This is a genomic window from Paenibacillus sp. AD87, from assembly GCF_001659845.1.
GTDB lineage: Bacteria > Bacillota > Bacilli > Paenibacillales > Paenibacillaceae > Paenibacillus > Paenibacillus marchantiae.
The window spans coordinates 2,711,229-2,727,038 of sequence record NZ_LXQN01000007.1 but is presented as its reverse complement, the minus strand read 5'-3'; the positions used below and the strand labels follow the sequence as shown (position 1 = coordinate 2,727,038).

At 43.6% G+C, this 15,810-nt stretch carries 18 protein-coding genes; 15 read left to right on the top strand and 3 right to left on the bottom strand.

Translation table 11 applies throughout. The features are described from left to right. Positions 1 to 80 precede the first annotated feature (80 nt). The 5 genes from gpAD87_RS11920 (at position 81) to gpAD87_RS11900 (ending at position 3,367) form a co-directional block, all read left to right on the top strand. Positions 81 to 422 carry a DMT family transporter gene (locus gpAD87_RS11920; protein WP_063565132.1) on the top strand — a complete coding sequence of 114 codons (342 nt, stop codon included), beginning with the start codon at positions 81 to 83 and terminating at the stop codon, positions 420 to 422. After that, positions 419 to 733, top strand: a complete 315-nt coding sequence (locus gpAD87_RS11915) for a DMT family transporter (protein ID WP_064638568.1) — start codon at positions 419 to 421, stop codon at positions 731 to 733. Before gpAD87_RS11920 ends, gpAD87_RS11915 begins: the two co-directional genes overlap by 4 nt. Before the next feature lie 177 nt (positions 734 to 910). Then, the gene (locus tag gpAD87_RS11910; RefSeq protein ID WP_064638567.1) at positions 911 to 2,290 is read left to right on the top strand and encodes a DEAD/DEAH box helicase; all 1,380 of its coding nucleotides are present in this window, start codon (positions 911 to 913) and stop codon (positions 2,288 to 2,290) included. Positions 2,291 to 2,464: 174 nt separating this feature from the next. Continuing rightward, positions 2,465 to 2,794 carry an antibiotic biosynthesis monooxygenase gene (locus tag gpAD87_RS11905; RefSeq protein ID WP_063565129.1) on the top strand — a complete coding sequence of 110 codons (330 nt, stop codon included), beginning with the start codon at positions 2,465 to 2,467 and terminating at the stop codon, positions 2,792 to 2,794. A gap of 222 nt (positions 2,795 to 3,016) precedes the next feature. Further along, complete coding sequence (locus gpAD87_RS11900; protein WP_063565128.1) at positions 3,017 to 3,367, top strand: MmcQ/YjbR family DNA-binding protein; 351 nt, start codon at positions 3,017 to 3,019, stop codon at positions 3,365 to 3,367. Between the two features lie 150 nt (positions 3,368 to 3,517). On the opposite strand, the gene gpAD87_RS11895 is transcribed toward gpAD87_RS11900, so the two are convergent. Then, the gene (locus gpAD87_RS11895) at positions 3,518 to 4,066 is read right to left on the bottom strand and encodes a TetR/AcrR family transcriptional regulator (protein WP_063565127.1); all 549 of its coding nucleotides are present in this window, start codon (positions 4,064 to 4,066) and stop codon (positions 3,518 to 3,520) included. A 202-nt stretch (positions 4,067 to 4,268) separates the two neighbouring features. Here gpAD87_RS11895 and gpAD87_RS11890 point away from each other — a divergent pair, with 202 nt between their 5' ends. After that, positions 4,269 to 5,444 carry an MFS transporter gene (locus tag gpAD87_RS11890; RefSeq protein WP_064638565.1) on the top strand — a complete coding sequence of 392 codons (1,176 nt, stop codon included), beginning with the start codon at positions 4,269 to 4,271 and terminating at the stop codon, positions 5,442 to 5,444. 86 nt (positions 5,445 to 5,530) lie between these two features. Continuing rightward, complete coding sequence (locus gpAD87_RS11885; protein ID WP_064638563.1) at positions 5,531 to 6,001, top strand: GNAT family N-acetyltransferase; 471 nt, start codon at positions 5,531 to 5,533, stop codon at positions 5,999 to 6,001. A gap of 91 nt (positions 6,002 to 6,092) precedes the next feature. Here gpAD87_RS11885 and gpAD87_RS11880 read toward each other — a convergent pair whose 3' ends face one another. Next, positions 6,093 to 6,689, bottom strand: a complete 597-nt coding sequence (locus tag gpAD87_RS11880; RefSeq protein ID WP_064638562.1) for a TetR/AcrR family transcriptional regulator — start codon at positions 6,687 to 6,689, stop codon at positions 6,093 to 6,095. 129 nt (positions 6,690 to 6,818) lie between these two features. On the opposite strand from gpAD87_RS11880, the gene gpAD87_RS11875 reads away from it, so the two are divergent. Together gpAD87_RS11875 and gpAD87_RS11870 are read left to right on the top strand one after the other, a co-directional pair. After that, a complete protein-coding gene (locus tag gpAD87_RS11875) occupies positions 6,819 to 7,400 on the top strand; it encodes a cysteine hydrolase family protein (protein WP_064638560.1) in 582 nt (193 codons plus the stop codon). Between the two features lie 35 nt (positions 7,401 to 7,435). After that, entirely contained in the window at positions 7,436 to 8,698 is a 1,263-nt protein-coding gene (locus tag gpAD87_RS11870; protein ID WP_064638559.1) for a cytochrome P450 family protein, read from the top strand. Between the two features lie 139 nt (positions 8,699 to 8,837). Here the strand turns inward: gpAD87_RS11870 and gpAD87_RS11865 are convergent, their stop codons facing one another. Next, on the bottom strand, positions 8,838 to 9,857 hold the full coding sequence (locus tag gpAD87_RS11865; RefSeq protein WP_231952521.1) for a zinc-dependent alcohol dehydrogenase: 1,020 nt from the start codon (positions 9,855 to 9,857) through the stop codon (positions 8,838 to 8,840). 233 nt (positions 9,858 to 10,090) lie between these two features. Between gpAD87_RS11865 and gpAD87_RS11860 the strand changes: the two genes are divergently transcribed. The 6 genes from gpAD87_RS11860 to gpAD87_RS11835 all read left to right on the top strand — a co-directional run bounded on the left by gpAD87_RS11860 (position 10,091) and on the right by gpAD87_RS11835 (position 15,807). Continuing rightward, positions 10,091 to 10,762 carry a response regulator transcription factor gene (locus gpAD87_RS11860; RefSeq protein ID WP_064638557.1) on the top strand — a complete coding sequence of 224 codons (672 nt, stop codon included), beginning with the start codon at positions 10,091 to 10,093 and terminating at the stop codon, positions 10,760 to 10,762. Then, on the top strand, positions 10,759 to 11,826 hold the full coding sequence (locus gpAD87_RS11855) for a HAMP domain-containing sensor histidine kinase (protein WP_064638555.1): 1,068 nt from the start codon (positions 10,759 to 10,761) through the stop codon (positions 11,824 to 11,826). The genes gpAD87_RS11860 and gpAD87_RS11855 overlap by 4 nt, the downstream gene beginning before the upstream one ends. Positions 11,827 to 11,990: 164 nt before the next feature. Next, positions 11,991 to 12,524, top strand: coding sequence for a hypothetical protein (locus gpAD87_RS11850; RefSeq protein WP_064638553.1), 534 nt, complete (start codon positions 11,991 to 11,993; stop codon positions 12,522 to 12,524). A gap of 5 nt (positions 12,525 to 12,529) precedes the next feature. Next, positions 12,530 to 13,204, top strand: a complete 675-nt coding sequence (locus tag gpAD87_RS11845) for a hypothetical protein (RefSeq protein ID WP_064638551.1) — start codon at positions 12,530 to 12,532, stop codon at positions 13,202 to 13,204. A 96-nt stretch (positions 13,205 to 13,300) separates the two neighbouring features. Then, positions 13,301 to 14,764 (top strand): methyl-accepting chemotaxis protein, encoded by a 1,464-nt coding sequence (locus gpAD87_RS11840; protein WP_231952520.1) that lies wholly within the window; start codon positions 13,301 to 13,303, stop codon positions 14,762 to 14,764. A gap of 113 nt (positions 14,765 to 14,877) precedes the next feature. Continuing rightward, complete coding sequence (locus gpAD87_RS11835) at positions 14,878 to 15,807, top strand: ArsR/SmtB family transcription factor (RefSeq protein ID WP_063565121.1); 930 nt, start codon at positions 14,878 to 14,880, stop codon at positions 15,805 to 15,807. The last annotated feature ends 3 nt before the right edge of the window (positions 15,808 to 15,810 follow it).

The following is a 15,810-nucleotide window of genomic DNA, read 5'->3' as shown; positions in this document are numbered from 1 at the left end:
GTTTGTTTCCCGGGCTTTTTTATTTTGGCTTCATGTAACTAATAATACACGTAGCAAAATTTGATAAGGAGTGTGTAGAAATGAACAAAACCTGGTTGTCCGTCGTTATTGCAGCTTTATTTGAAGTCGGTTGGGTCATTGGATTGAAACATGCCAGTGGTTTTCTGGAGTGGGGTGCTACACTGATCGCGATTATTGTCAGCTTCACCTTGATGATTGCAGCATCCCGCTCACTTGATGTAGGGACTGTATATGCGGTATTCGTTGGATTGGGTACAGCAGGGACAGTACTGGCAGAGATTATATTGTTTGATGCGGCGATTCAATCCGGGAAAATGCTGCTCATTGGGGTTCTTTTACTGGGCGTAATCGGTCTTAAAATGCTTAGCAAAGGAAAAACAAAGGAGGTACATGAATCATGAATTGGGTATTTCTTATTTTGGCAGGTGTCTTTGAAATGATTGGGGTTTTGATGATTAATAAATTGCACAAAGATCGTAACCTGATGTCAATCATACTGTTGGTTGCGGGTTTTGGACTAAGTTTTCTCTTCCTATCGCTTGCGATGAAGACTCTTCCGATGGGAACGGCATACGCCGTATGGACGGGAATCGGAGCTTCCGGGGGAGCTATTCTCGGCATGATATTTTATGGGGAACCCCGAAATGCGTTAAGAATTCTGTTTATTGCCATGGTGCTTGGATCAGCAGTAGGGTTGAAACTGGTAAGTTAATTTATTGATGTTTCATCGTTTGTTCAGAGCTAATTTATGTTCAACCAAAATGGCATCCAGGGCTGAATTTTCAAAATATGATATACAGAAGTGCTTTTTAATGTTATCCTTATGTGTTACGTTTTGAAATGAGATATACGTCAAATGAATATTTGTTGCGTAAATTAAGGAGACCTAATGACATTTAAAGACCTGAATATTATACCCGCAATTTTGGAAGGCTTGAACAAAGCAAACTATACTGCCCCTACACCTATACAGGAACAGGCGATTCCGGCCGTATTGGCAGGCAGAGATTTGCTTGGCTGTGCGCAAACAGGTACAGGCAAGACGGCAGCATTTTCTGTGCCTATCATTCAGTTATTAAGCGAAAAGTCGAACGGCCCCAAAGCCGCACGCCATATTCGCTCATTGATTTTAACACCAACAAGAGAACTTGCGATTCAGATTTCAGATAATATTAAGGCATATAGCCGTTTTACCGATATTCGTTGTGCCGCAATCGTTGGTGGCGTTTCACAGAAAGTCCAGGAGCGTGCGCTCAATCAAGGTGCAGATATTATTATTGCAACGCCCGGTAGACTGATTGACTTGGTCAATCAAAAGCGTATTGATCTGAAACATGTGCAAATACTGGTTCTTGATGAAGCAGACCGAATGTTGGATATGGGCTTCATTCATGATGTGAAACGAATCATCGCGAAGATGCCGAGCAAGAAACAGACATTGTTCTTCTCAGCTACAATGCCTCCTGAAATCACAAAAATGGTAAAAACACTGCTCGTTGATCCCGTAAAAGTAGAAATTACACCCGTCTCCTCCACAGTGGATCGAATTGAACAGTCTGTGTATTTATTGGAAAATGGCAAGAAACAGAGTCTGTTGAATCATATTTTGCAGGATAAATCTATTGTCTCGGCACTGGTGTTCACTCGTACAAAGCGTGGAGCTGACCGTGTAACTCGCGATTTGTCCAAAGTGAATATTACGGCTCAGGCTATTCATGGCAACAAATCTCAAAATGAGCGTCAAAGAGCTCTGAATAATTTCAAAAGCGGAGTTACACGAGTGCTGGTGGCGACGGATATAGCAGCAAGGGGCATTGATGTTGAAGAGCTGTCACATGTAATCAACTTCAACCTTCCTAATATTCCGGAAACGTATGTCCACCGAATTGGCCGTACAGGTAGAGCAGGGCATAGCGGAATGGCGATTTCCTTTTGTGAAAAGGAAGAGCTTCCGTTCCTGAAGGATATCGAGAAAGTAATCAAGAAGACCATTCCTGAAGTGAAAAATCATCCTTATCCGATGACAAGTGTGCCTGCTTTTGTAAAATCGAATCAAGCATCGAAGTCTGCACCTCATAAATCTGCAGCCGATAAACCTGCGAAGTCAAAAGCGAATCCGGCTCGCAAACCTAAATCCGAGTGGTTTAAGAAGAGCGGTAAAGCTAATAACAGTAAGCCAAACGGTAGTAAGCCAAATAGCGGTAAACCAAACCACAATAGTACAAGTCACAGTAAACCAAAGAGCAGCAAAGTGAATAAAGCTCTCTAAAATAACGAGCAAATGCCTTCTCCATTTCGTGGAGGAGGTTTTTTTATGAGCACAAAATCGATGCGATATTGATAATCATTTTCAATAAGAATAGAATAATAGAGAGGAACTTAAAAAATATCCCAAGACCATTGTATCCAAGCAGTGACTTGAGGCAATCAGGAGGCGTAATTCATGTTCATTCAAACTCGCGTTATGGTAGTCGAAAAGGGCCACAGTCATAAACTGGTGGAACGTTTCAGTGCCCCTAGCCCTGTAGAAGAAATGCCGGGACTGATTGATTTCAGTGTAATGGTTAATAAAAAGAGTAAAGAACACGAAGAAGTGATGGTGCTGATTCGTTGGGAGTCGGAAGAAGACTGGAAGAATTGGGAGAAAAGCGATGTGCATATTAAAGGTCATAAGGAGAAAAGAGGACAGGAGAAACCCGAGTATCTGATTAGCACTACGGTAAATATGTACGAAGTACAGAAAGTGAAGACAGCTAGAGTATCGAATGCATAATTCGAATGATGAAAAACCGATTTCTTTTATGGAGTCGGTTTTTTTGTTGTATGTCCATATAAGTTGCGTAGCGATCAAGGAAGCTGTCTGAGAAGATGATGCCTGTGATACAGGAAGAATAGTTGAAATGAAATGCTTGATATTTACATGCAAACGTACATTCGGTATCATTAGATTGGGTAGGGAAAGTTGTTGTCTTCTGCGCAAAGGAGAGATACTGAATTGAAGAATAAGATTATAGAGTACTGTTTGAAGAAAAAAGGTGCAACGAAGGATTATCCCTTCGGAGCCGATCCTGTTGCTATGAAAATTGCAGGTAAAATGTTTGCGCTTATTTTTGAGGACAAGGCGGAAAACGTTCGCTTGAACTTAAAATGTGATCCGATCATTGCGGAAAACCTGAGAGAGCAGCATGAAGCCGTTCAACCGGGGTATCATATGAACAAAAAGCATTGGAATACCATTATTCTAGATGGCTCCTTGTCGGAGCAGGATATCTTTGTCATGATTGATCATTCGTACGATTTGGTTGTCAAAACGCTGTCCAAGAGTCTTTTGGAATCCATATCTTAATTAGACCACATGCAATAACAATTAAGACAGCAGGTGGTCGGCGCCAATTGCAGAAAAATCAGATTTTTTCGAAAAGTAATAGCGGTAGTCCCAGGATGTTAACTTCGTATCCTGAGACTACCGCTGTTTTGGTTACGTGCACATTGCACGTTATCCCAAATTCATTTTGATTAATTCTCCTAATTGCTCAGACATGACTTCGGGTGGATGGGGCATTTCGTTCTTGATCCACCACTCAACGACCCCCACATAAGACATGACCACATATTGGAGAATGATATCCTCACTTAATCCGGATTTTCTGGCCTGAGATAAGTGTACTTCCTCCTTAAAATCCTCATTAAGAAATTCAACCAAGCGGTTGCGGAATTGTACCGCTCCCTTACTGGCCATCATCGTCGAGAAGAACAAGTAATTCTGTTCCAAATAGGTAAACCAGGGAACGATGGATTCTTTCCATTCCAAGTCGGAAACCGAATGACAAATTTCACTTAATTCTTGGATATGCCCGTCAATGAGCTTGTCCAACAGATCATACTTATCGACGTAGTGCAGATAAATGGTGCCTCTGCTAACGTCCGCTCTATCGGAAATATCCTGTAGAGTAATATCATCGAAATTTTTTTCTGACATCAATTCAATCACTGCTGCTTTGATGGCTTCTTGTGATTTTCGAATTCTTCGATCCACTTTGGTCATGTGATTCTCACCAAACTTTCTAAAGATAATAAACAAATTTATGTTTAATGTTCACTAATTAACGAAACGCGTTCAATTAACAATGGTAAGCTTTCTTATTCTGTCTATAATTATTAACAGATGTTCATTAATATATCAATATTTGTTTTTATACAAAAACAGGTCAAAACATAGATTTCATAACTAGAGTGGGGGATGAATGATGCAACGTTTATGGACAAAGTCATTTATTCTAATGACGCTGGGTTTGCTTTTTTTATTTACTGCATTTTATATGCTGTATCCCACACTGCCACTTTTCATTAAAGAGATGGGTGGCAATGAAAAACAGGTGGGCTTGGCTATGGGAGCTTTAATGTTATCTTCCGTCATCCTTCGTCCTTTTGTCGGTGGACTACTGGATCGATTCGGCAGACGTCCGTTTATGATCGGAGGGTTGATTTTATTTATATTGGCGATGTACATGTACAACTGGGTTGGTGGAATTATCATGCTGATTGGACTTCGTATCGTGCATGGAATGAGCTGGGCTGTATCCACAACTTCCATGATGACAGCTGTGACTGACATGATTCCATCGGCTCGGCGCGGGGAAGGTATGGGGTGGTTTAGCACCTCCATGACGCTGGCAATGGCGGTTGGCCCCATGATTGGTCTGGGCATTATGCAAGGCACATCATATCAGACGATGTTTCTCTTTGCTGTTGGTTTGTCCGTTGTGGCCCTGCTTTTGACGCTAGGAGCCAAAATGCCATTTCAACCACATACGGACAGAAAGAAAATCCAAATCTTCGAAAAATCAGTCTTGCCTGTGATGGCGCCAATCTTTTTTCTTTTCATTGCATATGGGGGAATTACTACATTTGTACCCTTGTTTGCGGAGCAGATCAAAGTCAATTCCGGCACATTCTTTCTGGTCTATGCCGCGACACTTGCGCTATCCCGGCCCATTGCCGGAAAGCTGTCCGATAAGAAAGGAGAGACAGCAGTCATTCTCCCGGCGCTTATCATTACGATCATTGCTTTGATTGTGCTTAGCTTCGCAACCAGTTTGCTTGGCGTGCTCGCTTCAGCAGTTCTGTACGGGATCGGCTTAGGTTCCGCTCAGCCAGCTCTTCAGGCCATTACGCTCCGCCTTGCCCCCGAGGATCGGAAAGGGGCAGCCAATGCTTTCTTTTCAACGGCGACTGATCTCGGTATCGGACTGGGTGCCATGGCCCTGGGTCTGGTCTCTGAATACATGAGCTATCACATATTGTTTATGGTTAGTGCCTTGTCGGTCCTGGTTTCTTTTCTGCTTTTCATGATCTACGTAAGACGGTTGTTGAAAATCAAACAGACACTGCCTGCCAAAACGAGCGACTCTGTTTCAATGTAGTTGGATGGTAGTGTGTTAAATCAAATTTGTAGTATAATTTGTGCAGTTAAGAGCAGCAATTATTTCATGATGCGGAGGCTTACTGCATGTTCATTAGAGAGATTGAAGAAAAAGATAATCAAGAAGTAGAGTCTCTGATTCGTAGTTGTTTGATCGAATTCGGGGCCAATAAGTCAGGAACGGCGTGGGCTGATCCGAATCTGGGCGATTTTTATCATCTTTATCAACGCGAGGGCTCCAGGTATTGGGTGGTTGAGCATAACTCAACCGTTGTAGCTGGCTGCGGTATCGGACCCGTGGAGGGATTTTCACATATTTGTGAATTGCAGAAGATGTATTCCTTAAAAGAAGCACGAGGAACCGGAATCTCATATGAATTGCTTCAGATTTCCCTTGATTTTGCCAAAGAACACTATGAACAATGTTATCTTGAGACGCTTAACAATATGGTTGCGGCCAACAAGTTCTATATCAAGAACGGTTTTATTCCCTTAGAAGAACCGTTAAATGCAACGGAGCATTTTGCTTGTGATGCATGGTATATCAAAACATTATAAATTCCACAACTCATGCTCAAAGAGCCTAGTTCAAGCGGCAGATTGCCGACGATGAATTAGGCTTTTTGAGCATTTTATATACCCATTTACGTTAAAGAAACGTCAAACAGAGCTGCTCTACAATGCGGTCAGGAGAGTTGCCGCGTACGTTTTTTTGAAACAGATACGAATCATTACTCATGGCAGTCAGAAGCATGTCCGTTTTGAACAAGCTGATGGCCTGCGATTCGTCGCTCTCTGTTGCCATCTCTTCGAATAATCCAAATAGCTGTTGATGCAATTGGTCATAAAGAGGACTTGAGGTTCTGGACTCTGATCCTTGATATACTGCATTCTCGATGCCCGAGAGCAGCTCCGCATTTTTCTCTCTAAACTGGATAAACAACGTCAGCAGACCCCGCAATCGCTCAGTTGGTGGATACTGTGCGTTTTCCTGCAAATATATCTCCACATCATCGAAGAACAGCGCTGCGTTATCTTTGATCAAGTCCATACATAACTCACTTTTATTGCGGTATCGGCGGTATAAGGTACCCGCTCCAATCTGCGCTTCGGAAGCGATCTGATTCATGCTGACCCGCTCCACGCCGTGCAGCTCGAATAATGTGCTAGCCACATCCAAGATACGTTGGCGATTCTCGGCAGCATCCCGTCGCTCCGAACGAGAGGTTGTATTGGTTTTATCCACTGTCTGTCACTTCCTATCCTTCAACGTCCAAAATTTGACAAGGGGAGAACCCTCCGTTTAATATCAAGAAGAGGTTAAGCGGAGAGTTCTCCTTTTAATCTTAATCAAAACGAGAGGAATGTGCAACCCATGGAGAGTCATCATAACCAAGCTGCACTTCTGGTCATGGATATGCAGAACATCATTGTATCGCAATATGCGAAGCACGAGGATGCACTGTTCCCTTTTCAGAAAGCGATAGAAGCAGCTCGCAGACATAACGTACCTGTGATTTTTGTGAAGGTTGGTCATCGCCAGGATTCCCCTCCAATCAGTGAGCGTAACAAATTGTTTGGAAAAAAGTCGAGCCGTGGTGGAGAGAACGCAGCCAATCCGGCGATGAAAATGGCAATGGACATTCACGAATCGGTACAGCCGCTTCCAGGAGAGCACATTGTGGACAAGTTCCGCGTCAGTGGATTCTCAGGAAGCAACCTGGAAAACCTTCTTCAATCCCATGGCATTAATACACTTATTCTTAGCGGTATCGCAACAAGTGGAGTAGTGCTGTCTACCTTGTGTGAGGCGGCGGATAAGGATTACGCGCTGACTGTACTTTCTGATGCTTGTCTGGATAGGGACCCTGAAGTTCATCGAGTTCTCGTAGAGAGCGTATTCCCCAAACAAGCTGATGTGCTGACTGTAGATGATTGGATAAATTCATTAATGTAAACCAATAAAATGGTCGAAGCGAAGGGATGGTAATTATGAGTGAGTTAGATCTTAATGTTTCACAAAAAGCAGCACTGAGCCTGTTTAGTGGGGAAAGTGGTGAAAATCCGTTTTCACTGATCAAGCAATTGCGTGAAACAGGTCCTGTTATTCCAGTATCCTTGCCAATGGGTGGTACAGATCGCGGGCAATGGTTGGTCACACGAATGGAAGAAGCGTCACAGGTACTCAAAGATCATGCCCACTTCACGGTAGACCCACTCTCCATCGACGGCAATGAGAATATTCTGAAAGCCTATATGGAAAACGTAGATCCAGATGCTCCTCCAACGTTCTTTACCGGAAAATCAATGCTCTCTGTAGATGATCCTGATCATCGGAGATTACGTCGACTGGTCTCCAAAGCCTTTACCCCCAAATATATGGAAAGTCTTCGTCCACGTGTGCAGCAGATCGCTGATGAATTACTGGATCAGGTTCAATCCCAGGGTGAGATGGACTTGGTCAAGGACTACGCCTTTCCCTTACCGATTCATGTGATATCCGATATGCTGGGAGTACCTAAAGCAGATCGCCCGCAGATCCAGACCTGGTCCTCCGCGATTGCACACGGTCTGGGCCTCGGAGTGCGTGAACCGGGAGTGGAGGAACACCTCAAAGCCTTCGGTGACTATACCGCACAACTGGTAGCTGAGAAACGCAAGCATCCTGCGGATGATCTGATCAGTCAATTGATTGCTATAGAAGAAGAGGGCGATCGACTCAGTGAACCAGAATTGCTATCCATGATTACGTTATTGATCTTTGCTGGCCATGAGACGACATCCAATCTGATTGCTACGGGTGCAATGATGTTATTGGATCATCCTGAACAATTGGAGAAGCTTAAGGCTGATCTTAGTCTGGCACCTTCCGCTGTTGAAGAATTGCTACGTTTTAACGGGCCTGCAACCATTGCTGGACCTCGTTTTGCGATTCAGGATATAGAGCTGGCAGGGCAACAGATCAAAAAGGGAGATATGGTCATCCCCGTGCTGAAATCAGCCAATCGGGATGAACTTCAATTTGAACAGCCAGAGGATCTGGATGTTACACGTCATATTAATCGTCATCTGGCTTTTGGTCATGGCATTCATTCCTGCTTGGGAGCTCCACTTGCTCGTGTGGAGGGAGATATCGCCTTTACAACATTGTTAAGACGCATGCCTAATCTGCGACTTAATATTCCTCGGGAAAACATTGAGTGGCATTTGGCGCTAAGTTCGCAGAGCCTGGCTGCCTTACCTGTCGCATTTTAGCAGCAAGAGTTAGGCTAAGCTTCAATCGGCAAGAAAAAAATATATACCCAAAAAATCCGCCATGTTTGGCGGATTTTTTGGGTTAGGGCTATAAGTTTTATGACGATAGGCAACACTCCAGGAATAAAGCTGTTTGATATTATGCTAGATCGATTACCACTTTAACGGTTTCTTTGGCTTCAATGGCTGTAGTAAAGGCTTCCTGAATATCATCCAGCTTATATACATGAGTGACCAGTGTGGACAGTTCTTCTTGAAAGCTGGTCAGATACTCCACCACCTTGCTAAAATCCTCGTGGGTGTAGCCACTGGAGCCTTTGATCTGAACTTCTTTGGACATGACCTGATGTAAACTGATCGGTACTTCGGATTTATACACGGCAATAATCGATATTTTGGCTTTAGGTTTGACGATCTTCATCATGTTCTCAAACAAAGTCGGAGCGCCTGCCGCATCAATAAACACATCGACATCCGGGACGTCAACACCGTATACGTTCACAGAACCGTAATGTCCAATCAATCCTTCTTCAAGTGCAGTTTCACCTGTATTCACGGTTAGAGCCCCAAGTCCGGCAGCTTTAGCCAAGCGCCATTCGTCCATATCAACTACGCAGACATGTTTCATACCTTCAGCAATCAAACTGGCAGCGGCCAGCAAGCCGATCGGACCTGCACCCATCACGACAATGTGGTCTTCGGGCTCAGGGCTGGTACTGAAAGCGCCGTGTCGCCCAACACTCATTGGTTCAATCAGTGAAGCGACTTCTGCGGATACCGTTTTATCCATTTGGTACAGATTATAATCAAGCTCGGCGTCTTCTATTAATACATATTGGGAAAATCCGGAGCATTCCAGGGACTTGCGTCTTCCTGCTTTTTTGGCAGTGATGGGATTAATCCCAACGCGCATTCCAATTTTGATCATCGCAGAAACTTCTGATCCAATTTCGACAATATCGCCGACCATTTCATGTCCAAATTCCGAACCAAGGCTGATGCCCATGTTACCTTTGCCAGCCTTCACAATATTAATATCAGTGCCACAGATGCCAGCCCGTACATTTCTGACCAGAACATCTCGGGGACCTACGACCGGGGTTGATCTTTCTTCAACACGAATATCATTTTTACCATAATAGATGGCTGCTTTCATCATGACTTTCACTCCTTATGACTGATTATCGCCCATTTGCAGGTGCTGCCTATGAACGATTCGATAGGGCAATCATGAAGTACTGATGTTTCCAAGTTGTTAGCAAGATGTTTGAGAGATATGAATTTAAATCATGAATTGAGAATAATAGATCGGTGTGCGCCGCCATAAACAATTTGTTAACAACTTTTTATTATAATGACCCCATTCAGTCAGCCGGAAAGGATGTTTTTTATATGATCCATATACTTGTTGTGGAAGACGATACCAAGCTCAATCGAATTATTTGCACCTATCTATCGAATAATGGGTATGAGGCCAAAGGGTGCTTTAATCCGCGTGAGGCTTATGATTTGATGTATAACCAGATGTACGATCTTCTCATTTCCGATGTGATGATGCCAGAGATCGATGGCTTTGAATTTGCGGAGACCGTAAGAGGCATCAATAAGACCATTCCCATTCTTTTTATTACCGCCCGTGATGATATTTCCTCCAAACAAAGAGGTTTCCTTGCAGGAATCGACGATTACATGGTCAAACCGGTGGATCTGGATGAATTAGTCCTGCGTGTGGGTGCTCTCCTGCGGCGGGCCAATATCGCACATGAGAAGAAATTGATTGTAGGCAGTCTGCTCATGGACGCCAATGATATGACGACCACGGTGGATGGCAAAGAAATTCCTGTGACAGTCCGGGAATTCAACATTCTTTATAAATTGTTATCTTATCCGAAACATACCTTCTCACGAGGTCAGCTTATGGATGAGTTCTGGGGTATCGAAAGTCAGACCAGCCTGCGTGCCGTGGACGTATATATTGTCAAACTTCGCGACAAGTTCTCCTGTTGTGAAGATTTCAAGATCATGACGGTACATGGTCTGGGTTATAAGGCCGTACTGCAATGAACAAGAAGCAGAAACCTGATGCACGAATCAAGTCCCACCTTTTTTCATGGAAAGAGTTCTTGCTTACCTACCTTTTGCTGTCGATCCTGACGGCGGGTCAAGCGCTAATCTATGATGCGTATTTACCGGTGGAAGTTGTACCGTGGCAGTACATTTTCGGAATCTCGGGATATTGGAGCATTGTGAGTCTCATTTTTTGCCTGGTTACCGCACGACAAAGGTACAAAACGTTTGATAAGCCTATGCGAAAACTCAGTGAGGCTGCAAAGCAGGTAGCAGAAGGTGACTTCTCGGTATATCTCGAACCGATTCATAGAGCGGACAAGCTGAACTATGTGGATGTCATGTTTGAGGACTTTAACAAGATGGTGGAGGAATTGAACAGCATTGAGACGTTGAAAAACGACTTTATATCGAATGTATCCCATGAAATCAAGACACCGCTGTCGGTCATTCATGGCTACGCCACGGCCCTGCAACAGGATGATTTGGAACCCGATCTTCGAAAGGAATATACGGATACTATTATTTCCTCTACCAATAAGCTGGCGACGCTCGTCGTCAACATCCTCAAGCTGAACAAGCTGGAGAACCAGGAGATTCTGCCTGCTGCCGAGCCGTATGATGTATGCAGGCAGCTAGTGGATTGCGCGATATATTTTGAAAATGCATGGGAAGAAAAAAATATTGAATTTGTGGTCCATATTGAGGATCGCGCGATGATTCATGCTGAAGAGAGTATGCTGGAGATCGTATGGCATAACCTGATTTCCAATGCGCTTAAATTCACACCCTCCGGTGGAACAATTACCTTGAAGCAGAGTTCGGATGAAGATACGATCACGGTTATGGTATCCGATACAGGCTGTGGGATGGATGAGGAAACGATGAGGCATATCTTCGATAAATTCTATCAGGGCGATGCTTCCCATCATGCGGAGGGGAACGGCTTGGGGCTTGCTCTTTCGCTCCGCGTTATTGAGTTGGTAGGTGGCGTCATTTCGGTAAAGAGTGAGCTTCATAAGGGCACGACATTTACAGTCCAATTACAAGCTAAACGTTGATATGCAATGCAGAAGGGCAGCCTGAATTCGATACAATCCGAATTCAGGCTGCCCTTATTAATATTTCGTTAACATTTTATAAGCAACTTATAAACAACTTACCGCTACGATAGGAGCATCCAATACAGGATGAAGCAAAATACTTGAAGGAGTGTTGAAAAACCATGAATGAACTAACCAAAAATGAACATAATTTCGTAGGCTATGAATACAAGGACATTACGGTAAAACAGGATTCCGAGTCCGTTTATGCCGATGGATATACCCATTTTGGCTGGACGTTGGAAGGAACCTCGACGCCCTTCCAGAATGTGGGTTCCGTAACAATGAAATTCAAGCGTGATCGCAAAATCCGCAATAAAGCGGAGCTGACTCGTCTTCAGCGGCAGTTTGAAGCCTGTGTGACCGACATTGAAACGTTGGAACGTTCGAAGTTGACGAGTGCTTCTATCGTTGCCTATGGAATCGGTCTCGTAGGAACGGCATGTATGGCTGGCTCCGTGTTTGCCTATCTGGACAATACGCTGCCACTGTCTGTCATTCTTGCCATTCCCGGTTTTGCGGGCTGGATTATTCCGTATTTCAGTTTCAATGGGATTCGGCGGAAAAAGACAGATAAAGTAACCCCTTTTATTGACAAGAAGTACGACGAAATCTATGAAGTATGCGAGAAGGCCAATGGTTTGCTGGCCAAGTAAGAAAAATGCATTCGGAAAGGAAGATAGATATTAAGGCAATCTTTGTTCAGTACCTCGGAAACAAGCAAGATCGAGCTGCCATGTATAACGCTGCCTCTCTTGTCATCAACGCTTTGATCGGCATAGGCAAGTTAATCCTTGGTTTATATCTCCTTTCCGGATGGTTTATTACGAATGCGGTATATTATCTGATCCTTTGTGTTGCCAAAGCACAAGTGCTGCATCAATATAACGTAGCCAAAAGAATCGAATCCAAGCAGGAAAGGGTTGTATTGGAGATTCAAGTGTATAAACGCGGAGGAATTCTGCTGTGTATACTGGGCGTTTCCTATCTGTTGGTTTGTCTAAGAATGTATTTGCTTGGTGAAGCTTTTGTATTTAAAGGTTATATCGTGTACCTTGTAGCCGCCGTTGCTTTTACCAAACTGGCTTTTGGTATTTCCGGAACAATCGCTAATCGGCATCTGAAAAATCCCTTGATCTCCACATTGAAAATGATTAACTTTACCGATGCCATGGTATCCATTGTTGTCACTCAAGCCACGTTGCTGACGATGGAAGGCTCACCTCATGCAATAAACACGAGTGCCTGCTTTGGCATGGGGTGCAGTGTGATGTTTTGTCTTATCGGGGTACGGATGATGCTTCATAAGAAAAAAGAGCCTGTAACGGAGGGATGAACATGGAACTATGGTATGTAATCCTGCTTAACATCTGTCTAATCCTGATAAAAATCATCAAAGAGAAGTTCACAAGTCGCTGAGGGGGAACAAACCATGACCATCATGGACAACAGCTTTTTTAGAAACAATACAACTAAAATAAACAACATTATCGTCACGATTTTATGGTTAACCCTGTTATCATTCTGTTTCTTCATTACCAGCAATAAGGTTCAACTCGAAGTCGTGCTCTCACTGTTAATTGAGCTGTCTATTGCTACTGTATTGATTATTCGCAAAAAAACAGTCTTGACGATGGTCGTTCTGATGATTGCCATACTGACCTGTACGACGCCATATATTGAATCACCTGCTGCAGGCATGCTCATTATGGTTGTTCTCTGTGTGATCTCTCTTTATTTGAATAGAGTTCTGCTATACGGGTTTGGGGCGATGTACAACATTGCTTATATTGTGATTTATTATTCAGGCCATCAGCAATATGATTCGACTTTTTTCATGACGATTGGGTTTATCGAACTGACGATCGTTGCTCTATATTTTGTCTGCAAACGTGGCAGAGATCTGATTCAGGTGGCTCTTAACAAGGAAGCGGAAGCGAGAGAGCTTGTGATAGCACTGGATACTATGGTAAGAGCCGTTCGCGAAAATACATCTATGCTGAACACGGATATTGCGAGCTGCAATAACGATATTCGTATGCTGAAAAACATGAGTAATACGATAACCACGAATATTCAGGAAGTGACGGAAGACATACGCGATCAATCCGGGAGCATTGCACAAATTAGTGAGGAGGTAAACAAAGCTGATGGGAAAATGTCCGAAATCAACCAAATGTCACATCGGCTCGCCGACATCTCAGAACAAAATGGTCTGGTTGTTCGCCAAAGCTCGGATCGAATTGTTCAAATGGGCAATCAGATGACTATTATTAATGCGACAGTTACAGAGTCAATGACCACCGTTGAGGAATTGAACAAAAGCATGGATGAAGTGAATACCTTCCTGACAGCCATCAACCAAATCTCTGATCAGACCAACCTGCTAGCCTTAAACGCAAATATTGAAGCCTCCAGAGCAGGGGAAACAGGAGCGGGGTTTGTCGTCGTAGCCAATGAGGTCAAAAAGCTCGCGCAGGAGTGCTCCAACACGGTTAAACAGATCGACGAAATTATTCATAATATCAAGCGTAAGACACAGCTTGTAGTTGAAAAAGCGACTAACGGAAGTGAAGCAGTACAAGAAGGTAAAGCCATCTCCAGTCAGGTACTTGAGAGCTTTGACCATATCAAGTCTACGTTTGAGCATATTGATCAATACATAGCGAAGGAAATGGATATGACCGATCAGATGAGTCTGATTTTTAATCGAGTCCGCCAACAAGTGGATCATATATCAGCTATCTCGCAGAAGCATGCAGCAGCGACGGAGGATGTTCTGGCAACAACGCAGGAGCAGGAAAGCAATATGGATATCATGTATGCATTAATGGGAAAAATCAACCATTCCAGTATTCGTTTGCAGGATCTGATCGGGAAAAAAGAAGAAGAATGATGAAGTAAAAAGCAATTTGATACAAAATAAATGTTTTGTTACAATATTATCGACTGAATTAAACTTTACGTTTAAATTTCCTGTTTCATAAATACATAAGAGGTGGTGAACGAATGCTTGAGCTGAGTTTTGATAATCCGGATGAACTGGTCACGGTCACGCATGCGTTATCGACTCGATCCAGAGTGGATATTCTCCGACTATTGATCTCCCAAAACCTGAATATCGTTGAAATCGCGGAAGCTCTCAAACTTCCCGTATCCACAGTAGCCAGCAACATCAAGGTTTTGGAAGCAGCAAGGCTGATTAATACCGAACTGCTGCCTGCCTCTCGCGGGGCGATGAAGGTATGCAGCCGCAATTACGATGATATTCATATTGCTCTTAATCTGGAGAAAGCAATTCCCAAAGGCGACATTCAGGTATACGAAGTGGATATGCCTATCGGTCATTATAGTGATTGTGAAGTGTCACCCACTTGCGGCATGGCGAATGGCGAGGGCATGATTATTCGTGAGGATGAACCCGCCAGCTTTTATCATCCGAAGCATGTCGGAGCGCAGATTATGTGGTTTCGTAAGGGATATGTCGAATATTTGATGCCACTGGAGATTCCGGCAGAAGCGGTAATCGAATCGCTGGAACTGTCCATGGAAATATGTTCTGAAGCGCCAAACTATGATCATAATTGGCCTTCCGATATCTCCGTATGGATTAACGGTGTGGAAATTGGTATGTGGACATGTCCTGGTGACTTTGGAGATCGGCGCGGAAAGCTCAACCCGGCGTGGTGGTTTGAATGGTCAACACAGTATGGTTTATTAAAGACATGGCGGGTGGACAAAAATAAGACGACGCTGGATATGGAGAAAATTTCAGCAGTGGATCTGGCTCAGCTTAACCTTCAAAACAGCCATAAGTTAAGGGTGCGGATCGGTATGAAGCCGGATGCGGTTCATCAAGGAGGCGTAAATCTCTTTGGGAGACAATTTGGAGATTATGACCAAAATATCAAGATGACTGTACATTATGCTGTTCATTAGAAT